The organism is Kitasatospora sp. NPDC002543, from assembly GCF_053594915.1.
In genome coordinates, this window is sequence record NZ_JBSFWR010000001.1 from 150,706 (window position 1) to 176,228 (window position 25,523).

At 73.1% G+C, this 25,523-nt stretch carries 26 protein-coding genes and 1 riboswitch; of the genes, 10 read left to right on the plus strand and 16 right to left on the minus strand.

The annotated features are described in order from the left end of the window. On the minus strand, positions 1-255 hold the full coding sequence (locus ACWD4P_RS00650; RefSeq protein WP_359829364.1) for a hypothetical protein: 255 nt from the start codon (positions 253-255) through the stop codon (positions 1-3). Between the two features lie 124 nt (positions 256-379). Here ACWD4P_RS00650 and ACWD4P_RS00655 point away from each other — a divergent pair, with 124 nt between their 5' ends. Further along, positions 380-2,017: a DNA repair helicase XPB gene (locus ACWD4P_RS00655; protein WP_449778121.1), complete on the plus strand. Its 1,638-nt coding sequence runs from the start codon at positions 380-382 to the stop codon at positions 2,015-2,017. A 21-nt stretch (positions 2,018-2,038) separates the two neighbouring features. On the opposite strand, the gene ACWD4P_RS00660 is transcribed toward ACWD4P_RS00655, so the two are convergent. Beyond that, positions 2,039-2,200 carry a hypothetical protein gene (locus ACWD4P_RS00660; protein ID WP_359827904.1) on the minus strand — a complete coding sequence of 54 codons (162 nt, stop codon included), beginning with the start codon at positions 2,198-2,200 and terminating at the stop codon, positions 2,039-2,041. Positions 2,201-2,536: 336 nt separating this feature from the next. On the opposite strand from ACWD4P_RS00660, the gene ACWD4P_RS00665 reads away from it, so the two are divergent. Continuing rightward, positions 2,537-4,612, plus strand: a complete 2,076-nt coding sequence (locus ACWD4P_RS00665) for a HelD family protein (protein WP_449778122.1) — start codon at positions 2,537-2,539, stop codon at positions 4,610-4,612. 45 nt (positions 4,613-4,657) lie between these two features. Here the strand turns inward: ACWD4P_RS00665 and ACWD4P_RS00670 are convergent, their stop codons facing one another. The 3 genes from ACWD4P_RS00670 to ACWD4P_RS00680 all read right to left on the minus strand — a co-directional run bounded on the left by ACWD4P_RS00670 (position 4,658) and on the right by ACWD4P_RS00680 (position 6,820). Further along, the gene (locus ACWD4P_RS00670; RefSeq protein WP_359827908.1) at positions 4,658-5,344 is read right to left on the minus strand and encodes a copper homeostasis protein CutC; all 687 of its coding nucleotides are present in this window, start codon (positions 5,342-5,344) and stop codon (positions 4,658-4,660) included. Between the two features lie 139 nt (positions 5,345-5,483). Further along, positions 5,484-6,440, minus strand: a complete 957-nt coding sequence (locus ACWD4P_RS00675; RefSeq protein WP_359827910.1) for a hypothetical protein — start codon at positions 6,438-6,440, stop codon at positions 5,484-5,486. Further along, a complete protein-coding gene (locus ACWD4P_RS00680; protein WP_359827911.1) occupies positions 6,437-6,820 on the minus strand; it encodes a PadR family transcriptional regulator in 384 nt (127 codons plus the stop codon). Before ACWD4P_RS00680 ends, ACWD4P_RS00675 begins: the two co-directional genes overlap by 4 nt. A gap of 57 nt (positions 6,821-6,877) precedes the next feature. Between ACWD4P_RS00680 and ACWD4P_RS00685 the strand changes: the two genes are divergently transcribed. After that, the gene (locus ACWD4P_RS00685; protein ID WP_449778123.1) at positions 6,878-7,582 is read left to right on the plus strand and encodes an HD domain-containing protein; all 705 of its coding nucleotides are present in this window, start codon (positions 6,878-6,880) and stop codon (positions 7,580-7,582) included. Here the strand turns inward: ACWD4P_RS00685 and ACWD4P_RS00690 are convergent. The 5 genes from ACWD4P_RS00690 to thrC all read right to left on the minus strand — a co-directional run bounded on the left by ACWD4P_RS00690 (position 7,579) and on the right by thrC (position 12,359). Beyond that, entirely contained in the window at positions 7,579-7,935 is a 357-nt protein-coding gene (locus ACWD4P_RS00690) for a hypothetical protein (protein ID WP_359823240.1), read from the minus strand. The two genes, ACWD4P_RS00685 and ACWD4P_RS00690, sit on opposite strands and share 4 nt — an antisense overlap. A 114-nt stretch (positions 7,936-8,049) precedes the next feature. Beyond that, complete coding sequence (gene groL, locus ACWD4P_RS00695) at positions 8,050-9,672, minus strand: chaperonin GroEL (protein WP_270144962.1); 1,623 nt, start codon at positions 9,670-9,672, stop codon at positions 8,050-8,052. 323 nt (positions 9,673-9,995) lie between these two features. Continuing rightward, complete coding sequence (locus tag ACWD4P_RS00700; RefSeq protein ID WP_030289665.1) at positions 9,996-10,199, minus strand: cold-shock protein; 204 nt, start codon at positions 10,197-10,199, stop codon at positions 9,996-9,998. Positions 10,200-10,737: 538 nt separating this feature from the next. Beyond that, entirely contained in the window at positions 10,738-11,016 is a 279-nt protein-coding gene (locus ACWD4P_RS00705) for a MoaD/ThiS family protein (RefSeq protein WP_359823238.1), read from the minus strand. Between the two features lie 47 nt (positions 11,017-11,063). Continuing rightward, the gene (gene thrC / locus ACWD4P_RS00710; RefSeq protein ID WP_449778124.1) at positions 11,064-12,359 is read right to left on the minus strand and encodes a threonine synthase; all 1,296 of its coding nucleotides are present in this window, start codon (positions 12,357-12,359) and stop codon (positions 11,064-11,066) included. A gap of 16 nt (positions 12,360-12,375) precedes the next feature. Next, a riboswitch (SAM riboswitch) is annotated at positions 12,376-12,511 on the minus strand. Between the two features lie 111 nt (positions 12,512-12,622). On the opposite strand from thrC, the gene ACWD4P_RS00715 reads away from it, so the two are divergent. Together ACWD4P_RS00715 and ACWD4P_RS00720 are read left to right on the plus strand one after the other, a co-directional pair. Further along, positions 12,623-13,660 (plus strand): glucosyl-3-phosphoglycerate synthase, encoded by a 1,038-nt coding sequence (locus ACWD4P_RS00715; protein WP_449778125.1) that lies wholly within the window; start codon positions 12,623-12,625, stop codon positions 13,658-13,660. A gap of 49 nt (positions 13,661-13,709) precedes the next feature. Further along, on the plus strand, positions 13,710-15,176 hold the full coding sequence (locus ACWD4P_RS00720; RefSeq protein ID WP_359823229.1) for an alpha,alpha-trehalose-phosphate synthase (UDP-forming): 1,467 nt from the start codon (positions 13,710-13,712) through the stop codon (positions 15,174-15,176). Here ACWD4P_RS00720 and otsB read toward each other — a convergent pair. Together otsB and ACWD4P_RS00730 are read right to left on the minus strand one after the other, a co-directional pair. Next, complete coding sequence (otsB, locus tag ACWD4P_RS00725; RefSeq protein WP_359823244.1) at positions 15,163-15,987, minus strand: trehalose-phosphatase; 825 nt, start codon at positions 15,985-15,987, stop codon at positions 15,163-15,165. The two genes, ACWD4P_RS00720 and otsB, sit on opposite strands and share 14 nt — an antisense overlap. Before the next feature lie 74 nt (positions 15,988-16,061). Next, positions 16,062-16,289, minus strand: a complete 228-nt coding sequence (locus ACWD4P_RS00730; protein ID WP_359823226.1) for a DUF3263 domain-containing protein — start codon at positions 16,287-16,289, stop codon at positions 16,062-16,064. Positions 16,290-16,390: 101 nt separating this feature from the next. On the opposite strand from ACWD4P_RS00730, the gene ACWD4P_RS00735 reads away from it, so the two are divergent. Next, the gene (locus tag ACWD4P_RS00735; protein WP_359823223.1) at positions 16,391-16,735 is read left to right on the plus strand and encodes a cupin domain-containing protein; all 345 of its coding nucleotides are present in this window, start codon (positions 16,391-16,393) and stop codon (positions 16,733-16,735) included. Between the two features lie 62 nt (positions 16,736-16,797). Here the strand turns inward: ACWD4P_RS00735 and ACWD4P_RS00740 are convergent, their stop codons facing one another. Next, positions 16,798-18,078, minus strand: a complete 1,281-nt coding sequence (locus tag ACWD4P_RS00740; RefSeq protein WP_359823220.1) for an extracellular solute-binding protein — start codon at positions 18,076-18,078, stop codon at positions 16,798-16,800. Positions 18,079-18,393: 315 nt separating this feature from the next. On the opposite strand from ACWD4P_RS00740, the gene ACWD4P_RS00745 reads away from it, so the two are divergent. Next, a complete protein-coding gene (locus ACWD4P_RS00745) occupies positions 18,394-19,341 on the plus strand; it encodes an ROK family protein (protein WP_449778126.1) in 948 nt (315 codons plus the stop codon). Next, a complete protein-coding gene (gene nagA / locus ACWD4P_RS00750) occupies positions 19,338-20,519 on the plus strand; it encodes an N-acetylglucosamine-6-phosphate deacetylase (protein WP_449778127.1) in 1,182 nt (393 codons plus the stop codon). Before ACWD4P_RS00745 ends, nagA begins: the two co-directional genes overlap by 4 nt. Positions 20,520-20,591: 72 nt before the next feature. Here nagA and ACWD4P_RS00755 read toward each other — a convergent pair whose 3' ends face one another. Both ACWD4P_RS00755 and ACWD4P_RS00760 read right to left on the minus strand, forming a co-directional pair. Continuing rightward, positions 20,592-21,584, minus strand: coding sequence for a hypothetical protein (locus tag ACWD4P_RS00755; RefSeq protein ID WP_449778128.1), 993 nt, complete (start codon positions 21,582-21,584; stop codon positions 20,592-20,594). 173 nt (positions 21,585-21,757) lie between these two features. Beyond that, on the minus strand, positions 21,758-23,560 hold the full coding sequence (locus tag ACWD4P_RS00760) for a GGDEF domain-containing protein (protein WP_359823209.1): 1,803 nt from the start codon (positions 23,558-23,560) through the stop codon (positions 21,758-21,760). Between the two features lie 361 nt (positions 23,561-23,921). Between ACWD4P_RS00760 and ACWD4P_RS00765 the strand changes: the two genes are divergently transcribed. Further along, on the plus strand, positions 23,922-24,458 hold the full coding sequence (locus ACWD4P_RS00765) for a flavin reductase family protein (RefSeq protein WP_449778155.1): 537 nt from the start codon (positions 23,922-23,924) through the stop codon (positions 24,456-24,458). Positions 24,459-24,471: 13 nt separating this feature from the next. On the opposite strand, the gene arfB is transcribed toward ACWD4P_RS00765, so the two are convergent. Continuing rightward, positions 24,472-24,906: an alternative ribosome rescue aminoacyl-tRNA hydrolase ArfB gene (arfB, locus tag ACWD4P_RS00770; RefSeq protein ID WP_359823205.1), complete on the minus strand. Its 435-nt coding sequence runs from the start codon at positions 24,904-24,906 to the stop codon at positions 24,472-24,474. A 108-nt stretch (positions 24,907-25,014) separates the two neighbouring features. Here arfB and ACWD4P_RS00775 point away from each other — a divergent pair, with 108 nt between their 5' ends. Beyond that, positions 25,015-25,503, plus strand: a complete 489-nt coding sequence (locus tag ACWD4P_RS00775) for a hypothetical protein (protein WP_359823203.1) — start codon at positions 25,015-25,017, stop codon at positions 25,501-25,503. Positions 25,504-25,523: the final 20 nt, after the last annotated feature.

Here is a 25,523-nt window from a genome sequence, read left to right on the forward strand (position 1 = left end):
TCAGTGCCCCTGCTGCGCCTCCTTCATCTTGTCCTGGACGGCCTTGTCCGCCAGGCTGCCGATCTGGCCCTGCCCGACCGGCATCGCGCCCCCGGTGACGGTGTCCGCCAGCAGGAACCCGGGCGCCGCGAGCAGGCCGCCGGGCCCCTCGCCGATCCCCGCGAGGGCGTGGGCCGAACCGGCCGAGGAAGCAGTGGCCGCGAAGGCCGAGCCCATCAGGGCGAGGGCGGTGAGAACGCGCTTCGACTTCTTCATGGCCGGATCAACGAGCGAGTGCGCACCGTGGTCACTGCGGACGGCTCCCGCGCACCGTCCGCGATGCGCGACACTGGAGGGTCTGCGTCAAACCACCCTGTCAGCCAGTGGAGGGCTTCCCCGCGTGAACGACGGACCGCTCATCGTCCAGAGCGACAAAACTCTTCTCCTGGAGATCGACCACCCCAGGGCCGCCGACTGCCGTCGCGCCATCGCGCCGTTCGCCGAGCTGGAGCGGGCGCCCGAGCACGTGCACACGTACCGGGTGACGCCGCTCGGGCTGTGGAACGCGCGGGCGGCCGGGCACGACGCCGAGCAGGTGGTGGACGCCCTGGTGACGTACTCGCGCTACCCGGTGCCGCACGCGCTGCTGGTGGACGTGGCGGACACCATGGGCCGGTACGGGCGGCTCCAGCTGCTCAAGCACCCGACCCACGGGCTGGTGCTCACCACCACCGACCGGCCGGTGCTGGAGGAGGTGCTGCGCTCCAAGAAGATCGTCCCGCTGGTCGGCGCCCGGGTCGACCCGGACACCGTCGTCGTGCACCCCTCCGAGCGCGGCCAGATCAAGCAGGTGCTGCTCAAACTCGGCTGGCCCGCCGAGGACTTCGCCGGGTACGTGGACGGCGAGGCGCACCCGATCGACCTGGCGGAGGACGGCTGGCAGCTGCGCCCGTACCAGGCGCAGGCCGTCGAGGGCTTCTGGCACGGCGGCTCGGGCGTGGTCGTGCTGCCCTGCGGCGCCGGCAAGACGCTGGTCGGCGCGGCGGCGATGGCGCACGCCAAGTCGACCACGCTGATCCTGGTGACCAACACCGTCTCGGCCCGCCAGTGGAAGCACGAGCTGGTCAAGCGCACCTCGCTCACCGAGGACGAGATCGGCGAGTACAGCGGCACGAAGAAGGAGATCCGCCCGGTCACCATCGCCACTTACCAGGTGATGACGACCAAGCGGAAGGGCGTCTACGCCCACCTGGAGCTGTTCGACGCCCGCAACTGGGGCCTGGTGGTCTACGACGAGGTGCACCTGCTGCCCGCGCCGGTGTTCAAGTTCACTGCCGACCTCCAGGCCCGCCGCCGGCTCGGCCTGACCGCGACGCTGGTGCGCGAGGACGGCCGCGAGGGCGACGTGTTCAGCCTGATCGGCCCCAAGCGCTTCGACGCGCCGTGGAAGGAGATCGAGGCCCAGGGCTACATCGCGCCCGCCGACTGCTGCGAGGTGCGGGTCACCCTGACCGACTCCGAGCGGCTCGCCTACGCGACCGCCGAGCCGGAGGAGCGCTACCGCTTCTGCGCCACCACGGCGACCAAGCGGCGGGTGGTGGAGGCCCTGGTCAAGAAGCACGAGAAGGACCAGACGCTGATCATCGGACAGTACATCGACCAGCTGGACGAGCTCGGTGAGGCCCTGGACGCCCCGGTGATCAAGGGCGAGACCAGCAACGCCCAGCGCGAGAAGCTCTTCGACGCCTTCCGGAACAAGGAGATCAGCGTCCTGGTGGTCTCCAAGGTCGCGAACTTCTCGATCGACCTGCCCGAGGCCACCGTGGCCATCCAGGTCTCCGGGACCTTCGGCTCCCGCCAGGAGGAGGCCCAGCGCCTCGGCCGGGTGCTGCGCCCCAAGGCGGACGGCCACGCGGCGCACTTCTACTCGGTGGTCGCCCGGGACACCGTGGACCAGGACTTCGCCGCCCACCGGCAGCGCTTCCTGGCCGAGCAGGGCTACGCGTACCGGATCATCGACGCGGACGACGTGCTGTAGCGCGCCCCGGTACCGGTCGGCTCAGTAGCGGACACCGTCGCGCCCGAGGAAGATCACGCGCGCGGCGGTGTCCAGGGCGATGCCGACGTTGCGCACGGCGGTGCTCAGCGGGTTGCGGTGGCGCCCGGGGACGGCGGTGGCGCCGGCCGGGCCGGATCGGGGGGTTCGGTTCGTGGTGCTCATGTCTTCAACGGTAGGCACCCGACCGGCCGACGGCATCACTCCAAAGGCCGTATCCGCAGGTGCGCGGGTCGTCCTCCCGGTGTACGGCGGCCCCGGCACCCCGGAGGGAGGAACCCCGGGACCGGGGTAGGGGAGGCCCCTGAGACCCTCCCGGCTGGAACCCCGCGGCGGGCGGGTCTAGGATCGTCCGTCTGCCCCCTCCCGAACCGTGGTACCTGCTGAAGTCCCGCAGGCAGCCGGGGGAGGTACCGACCGTTCGGCAACCGGTCGGCCGTACCCACCGTGAGCTCCTACGATCCGCTGCGCCCGCCACCGGGCCGGCCGGGAAGGTTCGCTGTGCCCGCCACCCCCACCACCGACCCCCTCCAGCGCGAACGCGACCACCTGGCCGCGTCCCGGGCCGCGCTGCGCGCGATGCGCGCGGACGTCGAGTCGCTCGACATCCGCGACGTGACCGGCACCTGGGTCACCGCGCTCGTCCTGCACAACCAGATCGAGGCCAGGATCGCCGCGCTGGCCGACCTCTCGCACACCCCGCTCTTCTTCGGCCGCCTCGACTACCTGCACGCGATCAGCGAGGAGCTGAGCGAGGGCAGCGGCGGAGAGAGCTTCTACATCGGCCGCCGGCACGTCCACGACGCGGACGGCGACCCGATGGTGATCGACTGGCGCGCGCCGGTCTCCCAGCCGTTCTACCGGGCCAGCCGCACCGAGCCGATGGACGTCGAGCGCCGCCGCCGCTTCGGCTACACCGGCGGCGAGCTCACCGCCTACGAGGACGAGCACCTCAGCGACCCGTCCACGGACACGTTCACCGGCTCCGCCGGGGGCTCGACCGCCTCCGCGCTGCTGGCCGCCGAGATCGAGAAGCCCCGCGTCGGCCCGATGCGCGACATCGTCGCCACCATCCAGCCCGAACAGGACGAGATCGTCCGCGCCGACGTCACGGGCACCATCTGCGTCCAGGGGGCGCCGGGCACCGGGAAGACCGCCGTCGGCCTGCACCGCGTCGCGTACCTGCTGTACGCGCACCGCGAGCGCCTGGCCCGGACCGGCACCCTGGTGATCGGGCCGAACAACGCCTTCCTCTCCTACATCGAGCAGGTGCTCCCGGCCCTCGGCGAGCTGGACGTCGCCCAGGCCACCGTGCAGCAGCTGGTCGGGCACGTCGAGGTGAAGGGCGAGGACGATCCGGAGGCGGCCCGGCTGAAGGGCGACGCCCGGATGGCCGAGGTGCTGCGCCGGGCGGTGCGGTCGGGCATCACGCTGCCCACCGAGCCCTGCGTGGTGGTCCGCGGCTCCCGCCGCTGGCGCGTGCCGGCGCACGAACTGGTCGAGATCATCGAGGAGTTGAAGGACCGCGACGTCCGCTACGGCGCCGCCCGGGAGGCCCTGCCGCAGCGCATCGCGCACACCGTGCTGCTGAAGATGGAGCAGGGCGGCGAGGCCCCGGACGACCGGGTGCAGGACGCGGTCGCCCGCAACGCCGCCGTCAAGGCCGTGGTCAAGGAGTGCTGGCCGGCCGTCGACCCGGCGAAGCTGGTCCTGCGGCTGCTCTCCGAACCGGAGTTCCTGGCTGCGTGCGCCGAGGGCGTGCTGACGCCCGAGGAGCAGCGGGCGGTGCTGTGGCCCAAGCCCGGCCGCTCGGTGAAGACCGCCCGCTGGACGCAGGCCGACGCCGTCCTGGTGGACGAGGCCACCGACCTGGTGCAGCGCACCCCCTCGCTCGGGCACGTGGTGCTGGACGAGGCCCAGGACCTCTCCCCGATGCAGTACCGCGCGGTCGGCCGCCGCTGCGCCACCGGCTCGGCCACCGTCCTCGGCGACCTCGCCCAGGGCACCACCCCGTGGGCGACGGCGAGCTGGCCGGAGGCGCTGCACCACCTGGGCAAGCCGCAGGCGCACATCGAGGAGCTGACCAAGGGCTTCCGGGTGCCGGAGGAGGTCATCGCGTACGCCTCCCGGCTGCTCCCGTCGATCGCCCCCGGGCTGGCCCCGGCCTCCTCGGTCCGCGAGGCGCCCGGTTCGCTGACGCTCCGGCAGGTCGAGGGCGGGGACACCACGGAGGCGGTCCTGGCGGCCTGCCGGGAGGCGCTGGAGCGCGAGGGCTCGACCGGACTGATCGCCGCCGACGCCCGCGTCCCGCGGCTCGCCGAGGCGCTGGCCGAGGCCGGTCTGCCGCACCTCTCCCCCGGCACCGAGACCAGCGCGCAGGCCCGGCTCACCCTCGTCCCGGCCTCGCTGGCCAAGGGCCTGGAGTACGACTACGTGGTGCTGGACGAGCCGGCCGCGGTGGTCGCCGGGGAGCCGGACGAGCGGACCGGCCTGCGGCGGCTGTACGTGGCGCTGACCCGGGCCGTCTCCGGGCTGACGGTGCTGCACGGCGAACCGCTGCCGGAGCAGCTGCGGTAGTGCGCGGAGGGGCCGGTCCGCGGACCGGCCCCTCCGAACGGGGCGTCAGGCGTCGATCAGCGCCCGCCACTCGGCGACCTTGGCCGCGTCCACCGGCGTCCGCCAGCCGTCGACCCGCACCGCGCCGCCGACGTGGAAGCCGTCGAAGCCCTCCGCCCGCAGCTCCTTCAGGTGCTCGGCCCGCAGGCCGCCGCCGATCAGGATCCGCTGCCGGTACCCGGGCTCGCCGGCCCGGGCCAGCTCGGCCGACAGCACCTCGCGCCCGGCGTCCACCCCGGCGGCCGCGCCGGAGGTCAGGAAGGTGTCCAGGCCGGGCAGCGCGCCGACGGCGGCGCGCAGGGCGGCCCGGTCGGCGCTGTGGTCGATCGCCCGGTGGAAGGTCCAGCGGCAGCCGGCGATCGCCTCGGCGACGGCCGCGGTGGCGGCCAGGTCGACGGCGCCGTCGGCGTCGAGGAAGCCGAACACGAACTCCTCGGCCCCCTCGGCCCGCAGGGCGTCCGCCCGGGCGCACAGCTCGTCCACCCCGCCGGGGGCGAAGCCGTCCCGGATCCGCAGCATGACGCGCAGCGGGATGCCGACGGCGGCCCGGATCCGGCCGAAGTCCTCGACGGACGGGGTGAGCCCGTCGGCGGCCATGTCGGTGACCAGTTCGAGGCGGTCGGCGCCGCCCGACTCGGCGGCCTGGGCGTCCTGGGGCGTCAGCGCGATGACTTCGAAAATTGGTCTAGACATATCAGATAGCCTGCCACATACCGCTGAACCCGGCGAGCCCCCTGGGCCGACCGGCCGAAGGGGGCTCGCAGGCGTTCGCACCGCGCGTCCGCCCGCGTGTCGCGCGTCCGCCCGCGCCGCGCGCGGCCGGGCCGCGCGGTCAGGCCGGCCGGCGCACCGCCGAGAGCAGCCACCGGTGGTCGAACCAGCGCACCGCCATCGCCACCGCGGCCAGCACCAGCAGCGCGGGGAGGGCCTTCGGGGCCATCCCGGTGACACCGCCCGACTCGCGCCAGATGTTGAACAGGCTGCCCGTCCCGGTCACCGCGAGCGCCACCACGCCCACCGCGGTCGGCACCAGCCACCCGCGCAGCGCGGTGAGGGCCAGCAGCACCGGCGCGATCAGCATCAGCACGAACCACTCCCGCTCCACCGGGAAGCTCGTGCTGTTCCACTGCTGGACCCCCGACAGCAGACCGCCCCCGAGCGCCGAGGCGAGCACCAGCCCGGCACCCCGGACGCTGCCCCGCGGCAGCAGGTCGGTCGGCGCCGCGACCAGCAGCAGCGCGCCCAGCAGGAACGGCACGGTGCTGATCCCGACGAACCCGACCCACCAGGCGCTGATCTCCGGCCAGTTGAAGGCCTTCAGCAGCCGGTACAGCGGCAGCACGCCGAGGGCCAGCGTGACCGCCCGCGCCATCGTCCAGCGGCCCAGCGCCGCCGCGACCAGGAGCAGCACCGCCCCCACCGGCGGGACGAACACCTCGAGCTTCGTGAGCAGCGAGTGGTCCCAGGTCAGCCGGAAGGTGATCCAGCCCGGATCGGGGATCCAGGGCATCAGCGCCGTCCCGGCCAGCGCCCCCGCGATCATCGGCGCGATCAGCGCCAGCAGCCGCCCGGCCGCCGAGCCGCCGGTCAGCCCGAGCCGCACCCGCAGCCCGTACACCGCCAGGCCGAGCACCTCCCGGGCGACCGCCGCCCGCCCGCCCGCCGCCGTCGTGTCGGCGAACACCTCGGTCAGTTCCTCGCCGCGCTCGCGGCGGTACCGCTCCGGATAGAGCCGGAGCGCGGCCCGCAGCACCGTCGAGGGCGCGGGACCTATCGCCGGCATGGTCATGAGAGTCCTCCCCCCGTCGCGGGCCGCCCTTGCGACCCGGCCCTCCCCGGCAGCATCGACCGGATCTTCGTCAGTCGGCGCTCGGCCTCGGTGGCGACCGCCCGCAGCCGCTCCGCCTCGGCGGCCAGCGCGTCCCGGCCGGCGCCGGTCAGCGCGTAGCTGCGCCGGGCGCGACCGTCCACCACCTCCTCGGCGGCGACCTCGATCAGTCCCTGGCCCAACAGCCGGTCGAGCGCCCCGTAGAGCGTGCCGGTGCGCATCTTGACCCGGCCGTCGGAGATCGCGGCGATCTCCTGGATGAGCGCGTAGCCGTGTCTCGGCGCGTCGGCCAGGGCAGTGAGCAGCAGCAGTGTGGGCTCCTGCATGGAGCGTTCCGTCATACGACTACATATATCGTCAACCTACCTATAGGTCCAGCGCTCGGCCGGGCCGCCACAATGGTCGCCATGCCGACCCCCGAGCACGACCCGCTCACCACCGCCCGGCCCACCGAGGACCTGCTCGCCGCCTGGACCGCCCTGCTGCACCGCTGCGGGGCCGCCGTCGACCCCGAACCGTACGGCCGGGAGCTGCTGCGCCGCTGGTCGGAGCCGCAGCGCCGCTACCACACCGCCGCACACCTGCGCGCGGTGCTCCGGCACGTCGACGAGCTGGCCGGGCACGCCGCCGATCCGGAGGCCGTCCGCCTCGCCGCCTGGTTCCACGACGCCGTCTACCGCCCCGACCGCACCGAGAACGAGGAGCGCAGCGCCGCCCTGGCCGTCCGCGCGCTGACCGCCGCCGGGCTGCCCGCCGAGCGGGTCGCCGAGGTGGAGCGCCTGGTGCTGCTCACCGTCGGCCACGACCCGGCCCCCGGCGACCGCGACGGCGAGGTGCTCTGCGACGCGGACCTCGCCGTCCTCGGCGGCACCCCCGAGGCGTACGCGGCGTACGCGGCCGCCGTCCGGGAGGAGTACGGCTTCGTGCCCGCCCCGGACTTCACGGCCGGCCGGGCCGCCGTCCTGCGCCACCTGCTCGCCCTGCCCGCGCTCTACCGCACCCCCGCCGCCCGCGACCGCTTCGCGGCGGCGGCCCGCACCAACCTGACGGCCGAACTCGCCGCCCTCCGGGCCGCGGCCGAGCCCTGCCGGGACGCCCCCTAGACGAGCTTCCCCACCGGCGCCACCACGGCGCCCCGCTTGCCGCAGACCCAGTGCGGCTCCGGCCCGAGCTCGGGCTCCACGCCCAGCGCGTGCGGGTCGCCCTCGGCCGCGCAGTCCTCGCACAGCGGCCAGCGCCCGTACGCCTCCAGCAGCGCGTCCTGGACGTCCTGGGCGACCAGCCCGAGCACGTACTCGGTGCCGTCCGGCCACTGCTCCAGCCACCAGCGGCGGTGGGTGACGGCCTGCTCCACCAGCGAGACGACGGCGGCGTCCGCCACGTCCCGCGCGGTGAGGTCGGCCAGGATCAGTGCCCGCGCGTTGTGCAGGGCGGTCTCGATGTCGTCAGCAGCCATCCGTCCATTCTCCGCCGCCGCGCCCGAACGCCGAAACGCCGCGTGGGCGGCCCCCCGAAGGGAACCGCCCACGCGGACGAGGATCAGCCGATCCGACCGGGAACCCGATCAGGATCAGAAGTCCATGTCACCGCCCGGCATGCCGCCGCCGGCGGCCGCGGCGGCCTTCTCCGGCTTGTCGGCGATGACGGCCTCGGTGGTGAGGAACAGCGCCGCGATGGAGGCGGCGTTCTGCAGCGCGGAGCGGGTGACCTTGGCCGGGTCGATGATGCCCTCGGCGACCAGGTCGACGTACTCGTTGGTGGCGGCGTTCAGGCCGTGACCGGCGGGGAGGTTGCGCACCTTCTCCACCACGACGCCACCCTCCAGGCCGGCGTTGGTCGCGATCTGCTTGATCGGGGCCTCCAGCGCGACCTTGACGATGTTGGCACCGGTGGCCTCGTCGCCGTCCAGCTCCAGCTTGTCGAACGCGACACCGGCCTGCAGCAGGGCGACGCCACCACCGGCGACGATGCCCTCCTCGACGGCGGCCTTGGCGTTGCGGACGGCGTCCTCGATGCGGTGCTTGCGCTCCTTGAGCTCCACCTCGGTGGCCGCGCCGGCCTTGATGACGGCCACGCCGCCGGCCAGCTTGGCGAGGCGCTCCTGGAGCTTCTCGCGGTCGTAGTCCGAGTCGCTGTTCTCGATCTCGGCGCGGATCTGGTTCACGCGGCCCGCGACCTGCTCGCTGTCGCCGCCGCCGTCGACGATGGTGGTCTCGTCCTTGGTGATGACCACCTTGCGGGCGGTGCCCAGCAGGTCGATGCCGGCGTTCTCCAGCTTGAGGCCGACCTCCTCGGAGATGACGGTGCCACCGGTGAGGATGGCGATGTCGCCGAGCATGGCCTTGCGGCGGTCACCGAAGCCCGGGGCCTTGACGGCGACGGACTTGAAGGTGCCACGGATCTTGTTCACGACCAGGGTCGACAGGGCCTCGCCCTCGACGTCCTCGGCGATGATGACGAGCGGCTTGCCGCTCTGCATGACCTTCTCCAGCAGCGGGAGCAGGTCCTTGACCGAGCCGATCTTGGAGTTGGCGATGAGGATGTACGGGTCCTCGAACGTCGCCTCCATGCGCTCCAGGTCGGTGGCGAAGTAGGCGGAGATGTAGCCCTTGTCGAAGCGCATGCCCTCGGTGAGCTCGAGCTCCAGACCGAAGGTGTTGCTCTCCTCGACGGTGATGACGCCTTCCTTGCCGACCTTGTCCATGGCCTCGGCGATCAGCTCGCCGATCTGGGTGTCAGCGGCGGAGATGGAGGCGGTGGAGGCGATCTGCTCCTTGGTCTCCACGTCCTTGGCCTGGGCCAGCAGCTGGTCGGAGACGGCCGCGACGGCCTTCTCGATGCCGCGCTTCAGGGCCATCGGGTTGGCGCCGGCGGCGACGTTGCGCAGACCCTCGCGAACCAGGGCCTGGGCGAGCACGGTGGCGGTGGTGGTGCCGTCACCCGCGACGTCGTCCGTCTTCTTGGCGACCTCCTTGACGAGCTCCGCACCGATCTTCTCGTACGGGTCCTCGAGCTCGATCTCCTTGGCGATGGAGACACCGTCGTTGGTGATCGTGGGGGCGCCCCACTTCTTCTCCAGCACGACGTTGCGGCCCTTGGGGCCGAGCGTGACCTTCACCGCGTCGGCGAGCTGGTTCATGCCACGCTCAAGGCCGCGGCGAGCTTCCTCATCAAAGGCGATGATCTTGGCCATCAGAAGTGGTCCTCCGGGACACGGTCGACTGCTCGGACCAAGGGGTGCCCGCGACGGACGGCCCTGGTGTGCGGAGGTTCATTCCCCTCCGCTCCCGGGGGCCTCACCGACCCGGTCCGCTGTCACTCTCACACTGTGAGTGCTAACGCCAATGATTAGCACTCCCCTGGGTCGAGTGCAAGCCCAATCGGCGATCCGCGAGCCGCCGCGAGGGGCTTCCGGGGAACGCCGACGGGCCCGTACGACGCGTGTCGCACGGGCCCGTCGAGAAGCGAGTGGTCACCAGCCGTAGGGCCGCGCCGAGCTCCTGGAGCCGGAAGGGGTCAGACCGCGGCGCGGACCATGTCCGCCTGCGGGCCCTTCTGTCCCTGAGAGATCTCGAACTCGACCCGCTGGCCCTCCTCGAGGGTGCGGTAGCCGTCCATCTGGATCGCGCTGTAGTGGACGAAGACGTCCGCACCACCGTCGACCGCGATGAAGCCGTAGCCCTTCTCCGCGTTGAACCACTTGACGGTGCCCTGAGCCATTCCGAACTCCCCTAGTGCTGTGCTGGCCCTTCACGCGCCCGCAGGTCGCGGGCCCGGGTTGGTTGAAGGCCGGCCCGGGGAACCCCCCCTGGGCGCAGCCGTGCACGCCGCAACCCTCCGTGCAGGACGCCAGGCGGCTTCCGGCGGGCGGCTGATTGCGTCGACCGCCGCTGAATGTATCCGGATCGACGCCCTCTGCAACAGGGTCAGCCACCGGTAATTCCGCCGGGGCGTCAAGGGACAGGCCGGGCCGAACCGGAATAATCTCGGCATTCCACGCCGGACATAGCGGACGAATTACCCAAATGATCGCGGGAATTCTGACATCTGCCTGACATGTTTCCCGGGCCGCGCCCCACGGCCGGGCGCCCCCGGGCCGAGCACTGCGGGGGCCGAAAGGGAAACCCTGTTCCCAGCCGAGCCACACTCTACTCCGACTCGACCCGGAAATATTCCAGCCGGAATGCGAGCGGTCGCCCGCGCATACGGGGAACGGAATTCCGTACGCGCGGGCGACCGCGGGCTACTCGGGAACGGCTCAGCAGCCGCCGGCCACCGCCGGGATGATCGAGACGCTGGCGCCGTCCCCGATCTCGGTCGCCAGGCCCTCGGCGAAGCGCACGTCGTCGTCGTTCACGTAGACGTTCACGAAGCGGCGCAGCTTGCCGGTGTCGTCCAGGATGCGGGCCGAGATGCCCGCGTGGTTCTTCTCCAGGTCGGCGACGACCTCGGCCAGGGTGGCGCCCTCGGCGGTCACCTCGGCGGCGCCGCCGGTGTAGGTGCGCAGGATGGTGGGAATGCGGACGTTGGCGCTCATGACTCTCCTTGCGGGGGCTGGCCTTGCTGGGGTGGTTCCGGGGTGGTTCAGGCGGACACGAGGCCGGCGGCGCGGAACGAGTCCAGCGTCGGGCGGATGACGGCGGTCATCCCGGCGTCGGAGACGGCGTCCAGGGTCTTCAGGCCGTCGCCGGTGTTGATCGCGACGGTCTCCTTGGCCGGATCCAGCTGCCCGGTCTCGACCAGCTTCTTCAGCACGCCGACGGTCACGCCGCCCGCGGTCTCGGCGAAGACGCCCTCGGTCCGCGCCAGCAGCCTGATCGCCGCCACGACCTCGGCGTCCGTGACGTCCTCCACCGCGCCGCCGGTGCGGCGGGCGATGTCCAGCACGTACGGGCCGTCGGCCGGGTTGCCGATCGCCAGCGACTTGGCGATGGTGTTCGGCTTGACCGGCTTGATCACGTCCCGGCCGGCCTTGAACGCGGCCGACACCGGCGAGCAGCCCTCGGCCTGGGCCCCGAAGATCCGGTACGGCCGGTTCTCGACCAGGCCGAGCTTGATCAGCTCCTGGAGGCCCTTGTCGATCTTCGTCAGCTGCGAGCCCGAGGCGATCGGGATGACGATCTGCTCCGGCAGCCGCCAGCCGAGCTGCTCGCAGATCTCGTACGCCAGCGTCTTGGAGCCCTCGCCGTAGTACGGCCGCAGGTTCACGTTGACGAAGCCCCAGCCCTCGCCGGCCGGGTCGCCGATCAGCTCCGAGCAGAAGCGGTTCACGTCGTCGTAGTTGCCCTCGATGCCGACCAGCTCGCCGCCGTACACCCCGGCCATGACGACCTTGCCCTGCTCCAGGTCGTGCGGGATGAACACGCAGGACCGGAACCCGGCCCGGGCCGCCGCCGCACCCACCGCGCCGGCCAGGTTGCCGGTGGAGGAGCAGGACAGCGTGGTGTACCCGAACGCCCGGGCCGCCTCGATCGCGCAGGCGACCACGCGGTCCTTGAACGAGTGGGTCGGGTTCCCGGAGTCGTCCTTGATGTGCAGCTGGGCGGTGAACCCGAGCTCCCGGCCCAGGTTGTCCGCCTTCACCAGCGGGGTCCACCCCGGGTTCAGGTTGGGCTTCGACGCGACGTCGGCCGGAACCGGCAGCAGCGGCGCGTACCGCCAGATGGACGCCGGACCGGCCTCGATCCGCTTGCGCAGCTCCTCGGCACCCTCGCTGCCGAACTCGTAGGCGATCTCCAGCGGGCCGAAGCACTCCAGGCAGGCGAAGCTGGGGCCGAGCGGGAAGCGGGTGCCGCACTCGCGACAGGACAGCGCGGCGGCGGGGCCGAGGTCGACGGAAACCGGTGCGGTGCCGGAAAGGGTCGTCCCAGTGGTAGCCATGATGGCGAGGCCTCTCTCCTCATCTTCCCCGGGTCGCGGTCGCGACACGGGCCGGAATTGGCACCTGTCCCGCCGGGGCCTGTCGTCGACGGCCGCGCGAGAAGGTTGCCGGGACGTCAACGGGCCGTTCCCTCAGTCCCTCTGGATGAGCTTGTGAAATTGTGGTGGTGCTCAACGGAGACCCCGGCGTGCAAAGGTCCGACCGCTGTACGAAGACTGTATCCGAAGGCGTCAATCCTGAACGGGACCGTCCGCCACGCGAGATGGCCCGTCCCACCGACCCCGCCGAGGAGAACTCCGTGCCCGCCGAACCGACCCCCGAGCTCCTCCCGCAGGCGGCGTCCTGGCTCCGCCGCCGCTCCTGGAGCGCGGCCGACCGGCCGGTGCGCACCCTCCTCGCGGCCAAGGAGCGCACCGGCCGCACCGTCAGCGTCGTCCTCCCCGCCCTGGACGAGGAGGCCACCGTCGGCGACATCGTCCGCACCATCCGCCGCGAGCTGATGGAGCGGCTCCCGCTCGTCGACGAACTCGTCGTCGTCGACTCCGGCTCCACCGACGCCACCGCCGCCGTCGCCGCCCAGGCCGGCGCCCGGGTCGAGCACCGCGACGCCGTGCTGCCCCGGCTGCCCGCCGTCCCCGGCAAGGGCGAGGTGCTCTGGCGGTCGCTGCTGGTCACCCACGGCGACATCGTCTGCTTCGTGGACGCGGACCTGCGCGAGTTCGACCCGGCCCTCGTCTCGGGCATCGTCGGCCCGCTGCTCACCGACGAGTCCATCCAGCTGGTCAAGGCCATGTACGACCGCCCGCTGGAGTCGGAGGGCGCCGTCCTGCCCGCCGGCGGCGGCCGGGTCACCGAACTCGTCGCCCGCCCCCTGCTCAACCTCCACTGGCCGGAACTCGCCGGTTTCGTCCAGCCGCTCGGCGGCGAGTACGCGGCCCGCCGCTCACTGCTCGAACGGCTGCCCTTCCCCACCGGCTACGGCGTCGAACTCGGCCTGCTGGTCGACGCCCTGGAACTGGCCGGCCTGGACGCCCTGGCCCAGGTGGACGTCGGCGTCCGGCACCACCGCCACCAGGACGGCCAGGCCCTCGGCCGGATGGCCGCCACCATCTACCGGACCGCCCTGGAACGCCTCGACCGCACCCACCGCCTCAAGGCCTCCGCCGACCTCGTCCACCCCCACCTCACCCAGTTCACCCGCGACCCGGAGACGCGCGCCTTCACCGCCCACACCCACCCGGTGATCGCCCTGGAACGCCCCCCGATGCACACCGTCCCCGAATACGCGACCCGGCACTGAGGGGCCCCGACGGGGTTTGCCACCCCGAACCCCCGGCAACATCCCAACCATGGGCGATCTCACGACCAACCGTTCGAGCGCGACCGGCACCGCCCCCGTCCTGGTCGCCTCCAACCGGGGACCGGTGTCCTTCGGCACCGCCGACGACGGCACGCTGACCCTGCGCCGGGGCGGCGGCGGCCTGGTCTCCGGCCTCTCCGCCATCGGGGACCCGAACGCCGTCTGGGTGTGCGCGGCCCTCAACGACTCCGACCGCAGAGCCGCCGCCGAGGCGCCGCACGGCCGCCTCGACCTGGCCGGCCACGAGGTCGGCGGCCAGGCCGTCCGGATGCTGGACATCGACCCGCGGACCTTCGCCCGCGCCTACAACGGCGTCGCCAACTCCACCCTGTGGTTCGTCCACCACCTGCTCTACGCGACCCCGACCGCGCCCTCCTTCGACGCCGGCTTCCGCACCGAGTGGGCCGCCTACCGGGCCTACAACGAGGCCTTCGCCGAAGCCCTCGCCGCCGAAGCGGCCCCGGGCGCCGCGGTCCTCGTCCAGGACTACCACCTCTCCCTGGTCCCGGCCCTGCTCCGCGCGGCCCGCCCCGACCTGCGGATCGGCCACTTCTCGCACACCCCCTGGGCCCCGCCCGAGTACTACCGGCTGCTGCCCGACGACGTCGCCCGGGCCGTCCTCACCGGCATCCTGGGCGCCGACCGGGCCGGCTTCCTCACCGAGCGCTGGGCCCGCGCCTTCGCCGCCTGCTGCGAGGACCTCCTCGGCGCGGACGTCGACCACGACGCGCTCACCGTCACCCACGACCGCCGCACCACCGCCCTGGGCGTCCACGCCCTCGGCGCCGACGCCGACTTCCTGCGCGAACGCGCCCACCGCCCCGACGTCGACGAGCGCCTCGCGGCCCTGCGCGAGGCCGTCGGCGACCGCCGCACCATCGTCCGGGTGGACCGCACCGAGCTGAGCAAGAACATCGTCCGCGGCCTCGAGGCCTACCGGCACCTGCTCCGCACCCGCCCCGAGTGGCACGACCGGGTGGTGCACATCGCCTTCGCCTACCCCTCCCGCACCGACCTCGCCGAGTACCGCGCCTACACCGCCCGGGTCCAGGAGCTCGCCGAGGCCGTCAACGCCGAGTTCGCCACCCCCACCTGGCAGCCCCTGATCCTCCACGTCGACGACGACTTCCCGCGTTCCCTCGCCGCCTACCGCCTGGCCGACGTCGCCCTGGTCAACCCCATCCGCGACGGCATGAACCTGGTCGCCAAGGAAGTCCCGGTGGTCTCCGACCGCGGCTGCGCCCTCGTGCTCTCCCGCGAGGCCGGCGCCCACACCGAACTCGGGGACGACGCCCTCACCGTCAACCCGTACGACGTCATCGCCACGGCCGAGGCCCTCCACACCGGCCTCGTCATGAGCCCGGAGGAGCGCGCCGACCGCACCAAGCGCCTGACGGCGGCGGCCACCGCGCTCCCCCCGCAACAGTGGTTCCTGGACCAGCTCAACGCGCTGTGAGCGCCTCCCCCAGGGCCTCCAACAGCTCCACCACGCCCTCCGGCCCGCCCACGACCAGGTCCGCCCGGTCGGCCAGCTCCCGCACCGGCGCGTCCCCCACCGCGCCGGCGCACACCAGCACCCCGGCCAGGCCCTCGCCGCGGAGCTCCTCCACCGCGGCGAAGGCCGCCACGTCCCCCAGGTCGTCCCCCGCGTAGAGCACCGAACGGGCCCCCCGCTCCCGCAGGAAGCCGGTCAGCGCCGCGCCCTTGTCCACCCCCGGCGGCCGCAGCTCCAGCACCAGCCGCCCGGGCTCCACCACCAGCCCGTGCTCGGCCGCCAGCTCCCCCACCGGCGCCCGCAGCAGCTCCAACGCCTCCTCGGGCACCGCCGTCCGCCGGGTGTGCACGGCCACCGAGCGCCCCTTGTCCTCCACCCACGTCCCCTCGGGCGCCCCCACTCGCTCCAGCACCCCCGGCAGCGCCGCCCGCACCCGGGCCACCCCCGGATGGACCTCCGGTGCCGTCAGCTTCCCGTCCTCCCACCGCTCGGCCCCGTAGTGCCCCAGCACCACCACCCCCGGAACCTCCGCGAACCCCCCGTACTCCGCCGCCACCCCGGCGGGCCTGCCCGTCACCACCACCACGGCTCCCACCACCGGGCCCAGCCGCCGCAGCGCCCCCACCACGCCCGGATGCGCCCGCGCCCGCTCCGGATCCGCCACGATCGGCGCCAACGTCCCGTCGAAGTCCAACCCGATCACGGCGTCCCCGGGCGCCGCCAGGATGGCCCGCACCCCGTCCCGCCCGATCCCGGTCCCCGGCACAAACATCTCTTCGAAACCCATACCGAAGCCCTACCCCGGACCCCGCTCCTCCGCACCCCGCCCCACGGACGCCGCCACCGTCAACGCGCCCCCCGCCGCGCCTCCCGGACCCGCCGCAGCCGGTTCACCAGCACCGGCGCGTGCGCCAGCGCCTCCTCCCGGTCCAGCAGGGCGTTCAGCACCTGGTAGTACCGCGTGGGCGAGATCCCCAGCTCCTCCCGGACCGCCCGTTCCTTCGCCCCGGCCGTCCGCCACTGCCGCCCCTCCAGCGCCAGCACCGCCCGTTCCCGCTCACTCAGCTCGCCCACCGCGCACACCTCCGCTCACCACTACGGAGTGTCATTCTCCCGCCCGTCCCCGACACACACTGCTCGCCCCTCCGGCCGGCCCCACCCGTTACCGTCGCCCCATGACCACGCCCAGCTTCGCCCTGCACGTCCCCACCGCCGAGCTCGAACCCGATCCGCTCGACCCGTCCCAGATCGTCTCCGGCACCCCCGAGGTCACCGGCAGGGTGCTGTCCGACGACGGCCGCCACCTGCGCGGCCTCTGGCAGATCACCCCCGGCGTGGTGACGGACGTCGAGGCCGACGAGATGTTCGTGGTGCTCAGCGGCCGGGCCACCATCGAGGTCGAGGGCGGCCCGACCCTGGAGGTCGGCCCCGGCGACTGCGCGGTCCTGCGCGAGGGCGACCGCACCACCTGGACGGTCCACGAGACCCTCCGCAAGGCGTACGCCATCACCCTCCCCTGAGGGCCGGCCGGGGCCGGGCCGGCCCCCGGCCCGGCCGCCGTCGCGGCCCGGCCGCCCCGGTCCTACTTGCGGACCTTCGCCGCTTCCTTCACCGCCGCGTCCTGCAGCCCGTCGAGCACCTGCTTCGGATCCCCCGTCACGGCCTGCCCGATGCCCGCCTTGATCCGGTTGCTGACCTCGCCCCAGGCCGGGTCCCCGAACGGGTAGAAGCTCGCGTTGCTCAGCCCGACCGCGAACTGCTTGAGGTCCTCGTGCTTCGGGTCCGAGGACATCTGGGCGAAGGCGTCCTGGGTGACCGGCAGCAGGTTGTACTGCTCGTCGAACTTCAGCTGGTTGTCCTTGTCGTAGACGAACGACAGGAACTTCTTGATCTCGTTCTTGTGCCCGTTCGCCTTGAGCGCCATCATCCAGTCCGCGACCCCGAGGCTTCCGGTCCGTCCGACGCCGTCCTTCTTCGGGATCGGCGCCGTCCCGAAGTCGATCTTCCCGGCGGTCGCCATCCGCAGCAGCGTCGGGTGCCCGTTCAGCATCGCGACCTTGCCGGCGGCGAAGTCCTGGAACACCGGGGTGCGGTTCATCTTCCCCGGGTCCGGGTACGTCAGCCCGGTGGCCACCAGGTTGCTCTTCAGCCAGCTGAAGGTCGCCTGGTTCTGGGTACTGTCGATGGTGTAGTTGCCGACGTCGTCGGAGATGCTGCCGCCGCCGCTCAGCGTCCACAGCATCGATTCGGCGGGTGCCTCCTCCGGCCCCAGCGGCAGCCCGTACGGGGTCACCCCCGGCACCTTGGCCTTGATCTTCTCCGCGTCCTGCCGCAGCTCGTTCCAGGTGGCCGGCGGCTGGGCGATCCCGGCCTGCCGGAACATCGCCTTGTTGTAGAAGAGCACCCGCGACGAGGAGACGAACGGGATCCCGTACTGCGTCCCGAGCACCTGCCCGGCGTGCGCGAAGGTCTCCAGGAACCTGGCCTGGGTCTCCACCGAGAGCACGTCGGACGCCGGGTACAGCCGGTCCGCCGCGACCTGGTCCGCGAACCCGCCGGTCTGGAGCAGGTCCGGCGACTTGCCGGCCGCGATCATGTCCTCGACCTTCTTGCCGATGTCGGTCCAGCTGTCCACCTCGACGCTGACCTTGATCCCGGGGTTGGCCGCCTCGAAGTCCCTGGCGACCGCGTCCCAGTAGTGCTGGGAGTTGGTCTCGGCGCTCTCCCCGTAGTCGGCGGCGACCAGCCTGAGGGTGACCGGCCCGTCGTCCTGCCCACCGCAGGCGGTGGCCGCGGTGAGGACCAGTGCTCCGGCCAGCGCACCGCCGAGCACACGGGTGGGAACGTCGACGCGCCTGTTCAACGCGGGTACCGCCTTCGGGGGGATGTACTTCGGCCGGAACGGGGGAAATCCGGCAGGGGAGGCGCAACACTGCCAAACCCTCCGACCACTGGTCCACACCGCCGACCGGGCCCGCCCGAGGAGTTACCGAAGTGCGCGGAGTCATTGCACAATGCGCAACAAAACACCCCGCCGCGCCCCGGCCGCGCCCCCCGCAAGCCCCGGCGCAAAGCCCCGCACACCGCCGCAGCTGCGACAAAGCTCACCCAGTATGGACCAGACCAATCCGACAACTGGACTAGACCTCTTCTGCCTGCCCAAGGGAAACTGTCCTCCGTGAAGCACGTCATCGCACTCGATGTAGGCGGCACCGGCATGAAGGCCGCGCTGCTCGCCCAGGACGGCTCCGTGCTGTTCGAGGCACGCCGACCGACCGGGCGGGAGCACGGCACGGACGCCGTCGTCGCCGCCATCCTCGACTTCGCCACCGACCTGGCGGCCGAGGGCCTCAGCCGCTTCGGCGTGGCCCCGCTCGCGGCCGGTGTCGCCGTCCCGGGCACGATCGACGAGAAGAACGGCGTCGCGGTCTTCTCCGCCAACCTCGGTTGGCGGGACCTCCCGCTGCGCAAGCTCCTCGGCGAGCGCCTGGCCGGACCGGACGGCGGCGCGATGCCGGTGGCCCTCGGCCACGACGTGCGCTCCGGCGGCCTGGCCGAGGGCCGGATCGGAGCCGGCCGCGGCGTCGACCGCTTCCTGTTCGTCGCCCTCGGCACCGGCATCGCCGGCGCCATCGGCATCGAAGGCCGGATCGAGTCCGGCGCGCACGGCTACGGCGGCGAGATCGGCCACGTCGTGGTCCGCCCGGGCGGACCGCAGTGCGGCTGCGGCGCCCGCGGCTGTCTGGAGACGCTGGCCTCCGCCTCCGCCGTCTCCCGCGCCTGGGCCGAGGCCAGCAGCGACCCCGACGCCGACGCGGCATCCTGCGCCGCCGCGGTGGACGCCGGGGACGACCGCGCCCTCGCGGTCTGGCAGTCGGCCGTCGACGCCCTGGCGGACGGCATCGTGCTGGCCCAGAGCCTGCTCGACCCGTCCACGGTGATCGTCGGCGGCGGGCTGGCCGAGGCCGGCGACACGCTCTTCACTCCGCTGCGAGCGGCGGTCACCGAGCGACTGACCTTCCAGATGCCCCCGAAGGTCGTACCCGCCATGCTCAAAGACACCGCCGCATCCCTGGGCGCGGGCCTGCTCGCCTGGGATCTGCTCTCCCTGGAGGTGACCGCGTGACCACCGCGGACCGTGACCGTACTGCCCTGGCCGGCGCCCGACTGGTCCTGCCCGGCGGCGTCGTCGAGGGCGACCGCGTCTCCGTCGAGGGCGAGCGCATCGCCGGCCTCGGCGGCGACACCGAACCCGGCGACCTCGACCTGACCGGGTACACCGTCGTACCCGGCTTCGTCGACCTGCACGTCCACGGCGGCGGCGGCGCCTCGTACGCCTCCGGCATCGCCGAGGAGGCGCTGCTGGCCGCCCGCACCCACCTGGAGCACGGCACCACCACCACGGTGGCCTCCACCGTCACCGGCGAGATCGACGAGGTCGCCCGCCAGGCGCACGTCCTCTCCGAACTCGTCGAGGACGGCGTCCTGGCCGGCATCCACTTCGAGGGCCCGTTCATCTCGCACAACCGCTGCGGCGCCCACCGCCCCGACCTGCTGCGCGACCCCGACCCGGCGCTGGTGCGCAAGCTGGTCGACGCCGCCCGCGGCCACGCCAGGATGGTCACCCTGGCCCCCGAACTGCCCGGCGGCCTGGACTCGGTGCGGATGCTCGCCGACCTCGGCGTGATCGCCGCCGTCGGCCACACCGACTCCGACTACGCCACCACCCTGGAGGCGATCGAGGCCGGCGCCACCGTCGCCACCCACCTGTTCAACGCCATGCCCGGCATCGCCCACCGCGCCCCCGGCCCGATCGTGGCGCTGCTGGAGGACGAGCGGGTCACCGTCGAGCTGATCAACGACGGCGTGCACCTGCACCCCTCCGTGCTGGACCTCGCCTACGGCACCGCCGGCGCGAACCGGGTCGCCCTGATCACCGACGCGATGGGCGCGGCCGGCATGGGCGACGGCCTCTACCCGCTCGGCCCGCTCCAGGTCGAGGTCAAGGACGGCGTGGCCCGGCTGGTCGAGGGCGGCGCGATCGCCGGCTCCACCCTCACCCTGGACGTGGCCTTCAAGCGCTCGGTCACCGTCAACGGACTGAGCCTGAACCAGACCGTCGAGTCGCTGTCCGCCACCCCGGCCCGGCTGCTCGGCCTGAGCGACTCGATCGGCTCGCTGGAGACCGGCAAGTTCGCCGACCTGGTCGTGGTCGACTCCACGAGCTACGACCTGGTCGCGGTGATGCGCCGCGGCCGCTGGGTCCTCGGCGGCGAGAAGTTCCGGCCGGTGAAGTCCGGCTGACCCCGGGGCCGAACGCGACGGCCGCCCGTCCCCTCGGGGGGCGGGCGGCCGTGTCGCGTTCGGGGGCCGGCGTCAGCCGCTCGGCTCGATGGTGATCTGGTCGATCAGGATCGGCCCGGAGGGCACCGTGAAGACCACCGAGTTCGGCCCGGCCTGGAACTGCGGGAGTATCCAGGTGGAGTACCAGGAGGACGCCGGATCCTTCCCCGGCGAGTAGTTCTTGTACGCCAGCCCGCTCGGCCAGTCCTTGCCGTTCACCGAGGCCGCGCCCTTCACGTCCCCGCCGGCGTTGTTGTAGTGCACGGTCAGCTTGTACGTCCCGGCCGCGGCGATCTCGCCGGACCAGGTCACCGTGCCGCCCTGCTGGAGCGTCAGGTAGCTGCCGTCGGCCGACTTGGCGCCCTTGACGGCGTTGCCGGACGGCGCGTTCTGCCCCTGCAGCTGGCCCGCGTCCACGTTCGTCGGGCCGGAGACGGTGGTCGCGCTCGCCGACGGCGCGGCGCTCGCGGCCGTGCCCGACGGCGCCGGGGCGCTGGGGGTCTGCGGGGCGGCGGTGCCGGTGCCGCCCTTGGTGTCCTTGCCGCCGTCCGGGTCCCCGGTGGAGAGCGCTATGCCGGCGCCGATCGCTATCGCCGCGACCACGGCCACCGCGCCGATCACCGCGCCCTTGCTGCGGCCGCTGCCGCGGGGCTCCTCCCCCGGCTGCGGCCGGGAGTGCTCCGCGTAGCGGGTCTGCTGGGTGGGCGCGGCACCGTACTCGGGCTGCTGCCCCGGGCCGGGCTGGCCGTACGGGGCCTGCGGCTGGCCGCCCTGGTACCCCTGCGGCGGCATGCCCTGCTGGCCGTACGGCTGCGGCGGCTGCTGCTGCCGGGGCGGGTAGCCGTACTGCGCGCGCCCGACCTCCATCGGGCGGCTGTACGGCGTGCGCGGGACGCCCTGCTGCGGCTCGGCCGGCTGCCCGGTGGAACCGTCGGCCGGGCGGTAGAGGTAGCCGAACGGGTCGTCGTCCTGCGGGGCACCGCCCCCCTGGCCCTCGGGCACTCCGTTGCTGCCGGCGGTCGTCACGGTGGCCTGCTCCCCCATCCGGTGCGCCCCCGGCTGCGGGCGGCGCAGATCATCGACGCTGTCGTACCGGGAACCCTACCTGTCGTATGTGACGGCGGGAAAAGACCCCTTGACAACTCACGGGTAACCCGGACCGACCAGGGCGGACCGGGGCCCCGCCGCCGTCCGCCGGTTCAGCCCGCGCGCCGGTGCGAACGCTCGCCGCGCGCCCCGCGCACCGCCCCGCCCCGCGCCCGCTTCTCGTCGTACATCCGCTCGTCGGCGGTCTGCAGCACCTCCTCGATGCTCATCCCGCAGCCGGCCCAGCCGACCCCGAGGCTCACGCCCACCCGCATCGCCCGGCCGTCGATCCGCATCGGCGGGATGATCGCGCCCCGCAGCCGGTGGGCGAGGTCCTTCGCCTCCTCGCGACCGATCCCGTCGGCCAGCACCACGAACTCGTCACCGCCGAGCCTGGCCACCGTGTCGCCGTCCCGGACGGCCTGGCTCAGCCGCCGGGCGACCTCGACCAGCACCGCGTCGCCCGCGTTGTGACCGAACCGGTCGTTGATCGACTTGAAGCCGTCCAGGTCGCAGAAGAGCACCGCGAGCCCCTTGTCCACCGCCGCCGCACCGCCGGAGCGGAACGGCGAGGACCAGGCGTCGCCGCCCGGGCCGTACTCCGCCGGGACGACCGCGTGCACGTGCTCCCCGCAGGCCGGGCCGAGCGCGCCCGGCAGTTCCTCGGGCAGCCCGTAGCCGTGCACCCGCCCGGTGTACGGGTCCGCGCCCTCCGGCCCGTCGTACGCCGTGTGCGCGCTGTACGCCGTGTGCGCGCCGTACGTGTCGACCGGGTGGCCGTACGGCTGCGGGTAGGCCGCCTCGACCTGGCCGGCGGCACCGACCGGCTGCGGCCGGGCGCAGAGCCGGCGGGCCAGCCGGGCCTTGAGCTCGGCGCCGTTCGGCAGCCCGGTGAGCGCGTCGTGGCTGGCCCGGTGGGCGAGCTGGAACTCGTGCCGTTTGCGGTCCTCGATGTCCTCGACGTGGGTGAGCAGGAAGCTCGGGCCCTCGGCCGCGTCCGCGACGATCGAGTTGCGCAGGCAGACCCACTGGTAGCCGCCGTCCCGCCGGGACAGCCGCAGCTCGGCGCGGCCGCTCTCGGCGCTGGTGCGCTCCAGCAGCGCCCGGTCCTCGGGGTGCACCAGGTCGGCGAAGCTCTGCTGGCGCAGCACCGCCCGGGGCCGGCCGAGCAGTCGGCAGAGCGCGTCGTTGACCCTGGTCAGCTGGCCGCGCCCGGCACCGTGCAGCTCGGTGATCGCCATCCCGCTGGGCGCGTACTCGAAGGCCTGGCGGAAGCTCTCCTCGCTGGCCCGCAGGGCCTGCTGCTCCTTCTCCAGACGGGCCAGCGCGCGCTGCATCTCGGCCCGCAGCCGGGCGTTGCCGATCGCGATGGAGGCCTGCAGCGAGAACATCTCCAGTGCCTCGCGGGTCCACGCCCCGGGCCGCTTGCCGCTGCGCGGGCGGTCCACCGAGAGGACGCCGAGGAGGTCGCCGCCCGCGCTGTACATCGGGGCGAGCAGCCCGTCGGCGGGGTGCCAGTCGTTGGCGTACACCGGGAGCGGGCCGTCCCCGATCCAGCGCGGGATGTCACTGGCGACGGCCCAGCCGCGGTCGTACGGCAGGAAGCGCAGGGTGCCCCAGTGGTCGCTGACGCCGAGCAGCCGGTCCCAGGACTCCCGGGAGCCGACCTGGCCGAGCAGCACGGAGGGGCCGCCCATCGGGCTCTCCTCCAGTTCCCAGACGGCCGCCACCACGAGGTCGCCGTCCGGCCGGACCAGGCTGACCGCGGCGGCGTCGAAGCCGAGTCCGTGCACCGCGCCCTCGACGACGGCCTGGAGGGTGCCAGCGAGGCTGCGGGCAGCGTTGAGGTCCGCCACGACCCGGTGCAAGGTGCGGAGGGTCGCGAGACGGACGTACGGCTCCGACTCGGCTTCCATGCGGGGGCTCCCCGGCTGCTTCGGATAGTTCGTGATTGGTTATCGTCCGATTGCCAGAAGAACTGAATCACAGGGAGCACAGCGCTCGGCACGCTCGGTCAGCAATAGGCCATCACTTGTGACTTAAATCACACGAGACTAATGCACCCTTAATCAGTTCATCTGTCCCATAGCGGGACATACAGCGCTAGGGGAACAATTCTGGGGTCGACCGCAATGGGCCCGGGCTGAAGCCGAGTGCGCCCGCCACTCCGGCCGCTTCACTCCTACGAGTGAGTTCGGCCACCGGGCGCAACCCTTCGGCCGGACCGCCGGTCCTACGACCAAGGCCCGATGCGGTTTCTCCCGGGTGACGACTACCGTGCGGTACGTGTACCCGTCGCCGCAGCCCGAAGCTGCCCCCCACGCCACGCCCGACGAGTTCCGGGCTGCCCTCTCCCAGCTCGCCGCCGGCGTGAGCCTGGTGACCGTCCACGACCCGGAGGACGGCGAGGACGTCGGCATGACCGCCACGTCCTTCCTCTCGGTGTCGCTGGAGCCGCCGCTGGTGCTGATCTCGGTCCGCGAGGACTCCCGGATGGACGAGGTGCTCTCCCGGGCGGACACCTGGGCGGTCTCGGTGCTGACCGAGGGCCAGAAGACGCTCGGCTCCCGGTTCGCCATGAAGGGCCGGCTCAGCGACCGGCTGCTGTTCGCGGACACCCCGCACCACCGCGGCGCGCACACCGGCGCCCCGCTGATCGACGGCGCGCTGGCCACCGTCGAGTGCCGCACCGAGCAGCGGATACCCGCCGGCGACCACACCCTGCTGCTCGGCCGCGTCCTGGAGGCCGTGGTGCCCGACCCCGGCGGCCACCCGCTGCTCTACTTCCGCGGCGGCTACCGCACCCTGGGCTGAGGACCTCCGCCGGCTACTCGCCGCCCCGCGGCGCCCGGCGGCCCTGCTTGAGTTCGGAGCGGTGCCGCTTGTTGTACAGCCGCCGCTCGACCATCCCCCGGCTCGGCCTCGTCGCCCGCCGGGCCTTCGGCGGCGGTGCGCACGCCTCGGTCAGCAGCGCCGACAGCCGGGCCGCGGCCGCCTCCCGGTTGCGCCACTGCGAACGGAACTCCGAGGCCTGGACGACCAGCACCCGGCCGTCCACCAGCCGACCGGCCAGCCGCTCCAGCGCGCGCTCGCGCCACACCTCGGGCAGCGCCCTGGTCGAGGCCAGGTCGAAGCGCAGCTCCGCCCTGGAGTCGGAGGTGTTCACGTGCTGGCCGCCGGGGCCGGAGGAACGCGAGAAGCGCCAGACGAGCTCGGCGTCGGGGACGACCACCGACCCCCGTACGCGGATGGGCTCGGACATGCGTCCATCATCCCGCGCCCGGCCCGCGCGGTCACCCGGTTATCGGTACGGCCGCCGGTTTCCGCACCCGGTTACCTCCGGGCGCCCCGAGCCCCGACAATGGCCTACGTGATCGAGCTCGGCTACTCCCTCTCCAACCGCTTCCCCGACCCCCCGCAGACGGACTACCGCACCGCGTCCGTGCACGCCCTGCGGTACGACCTGTTCTGCGGCGACGTCTACCTGGACGGCGAGGGCGCCGAGCTGTCCACCGCCTGGGGCTGGGTGCCGGTGCTCGACTTCGCCTGGGCGCTGTGCGACATCGCCGAGCTCCTGGACCGCGACCCGGACGGCGGCCGGGCCGCCCGGGTGCAGACCGCGGACCTCGACTTCACCCAGAACACCGAGCTGCTGCGCTTCGCCCGCCGCTTCAACTGGGTCGAGGTCACCGCCACCTGGCTGCCGGACGAGCCGCCGGTGGTGGTCCGGCACGGCGAACTGCGGCGCGAGGCCCGGGACTTCCTCCAGGACACCCTGGCCGACCTCTTCGACATGCACTCCGGTCTGGCCGACAACCCGAACATCTGGACGCTGCAGGGGCGGTTCCGGCGGATCTGACACCGGCTTTGCCCGGGCTT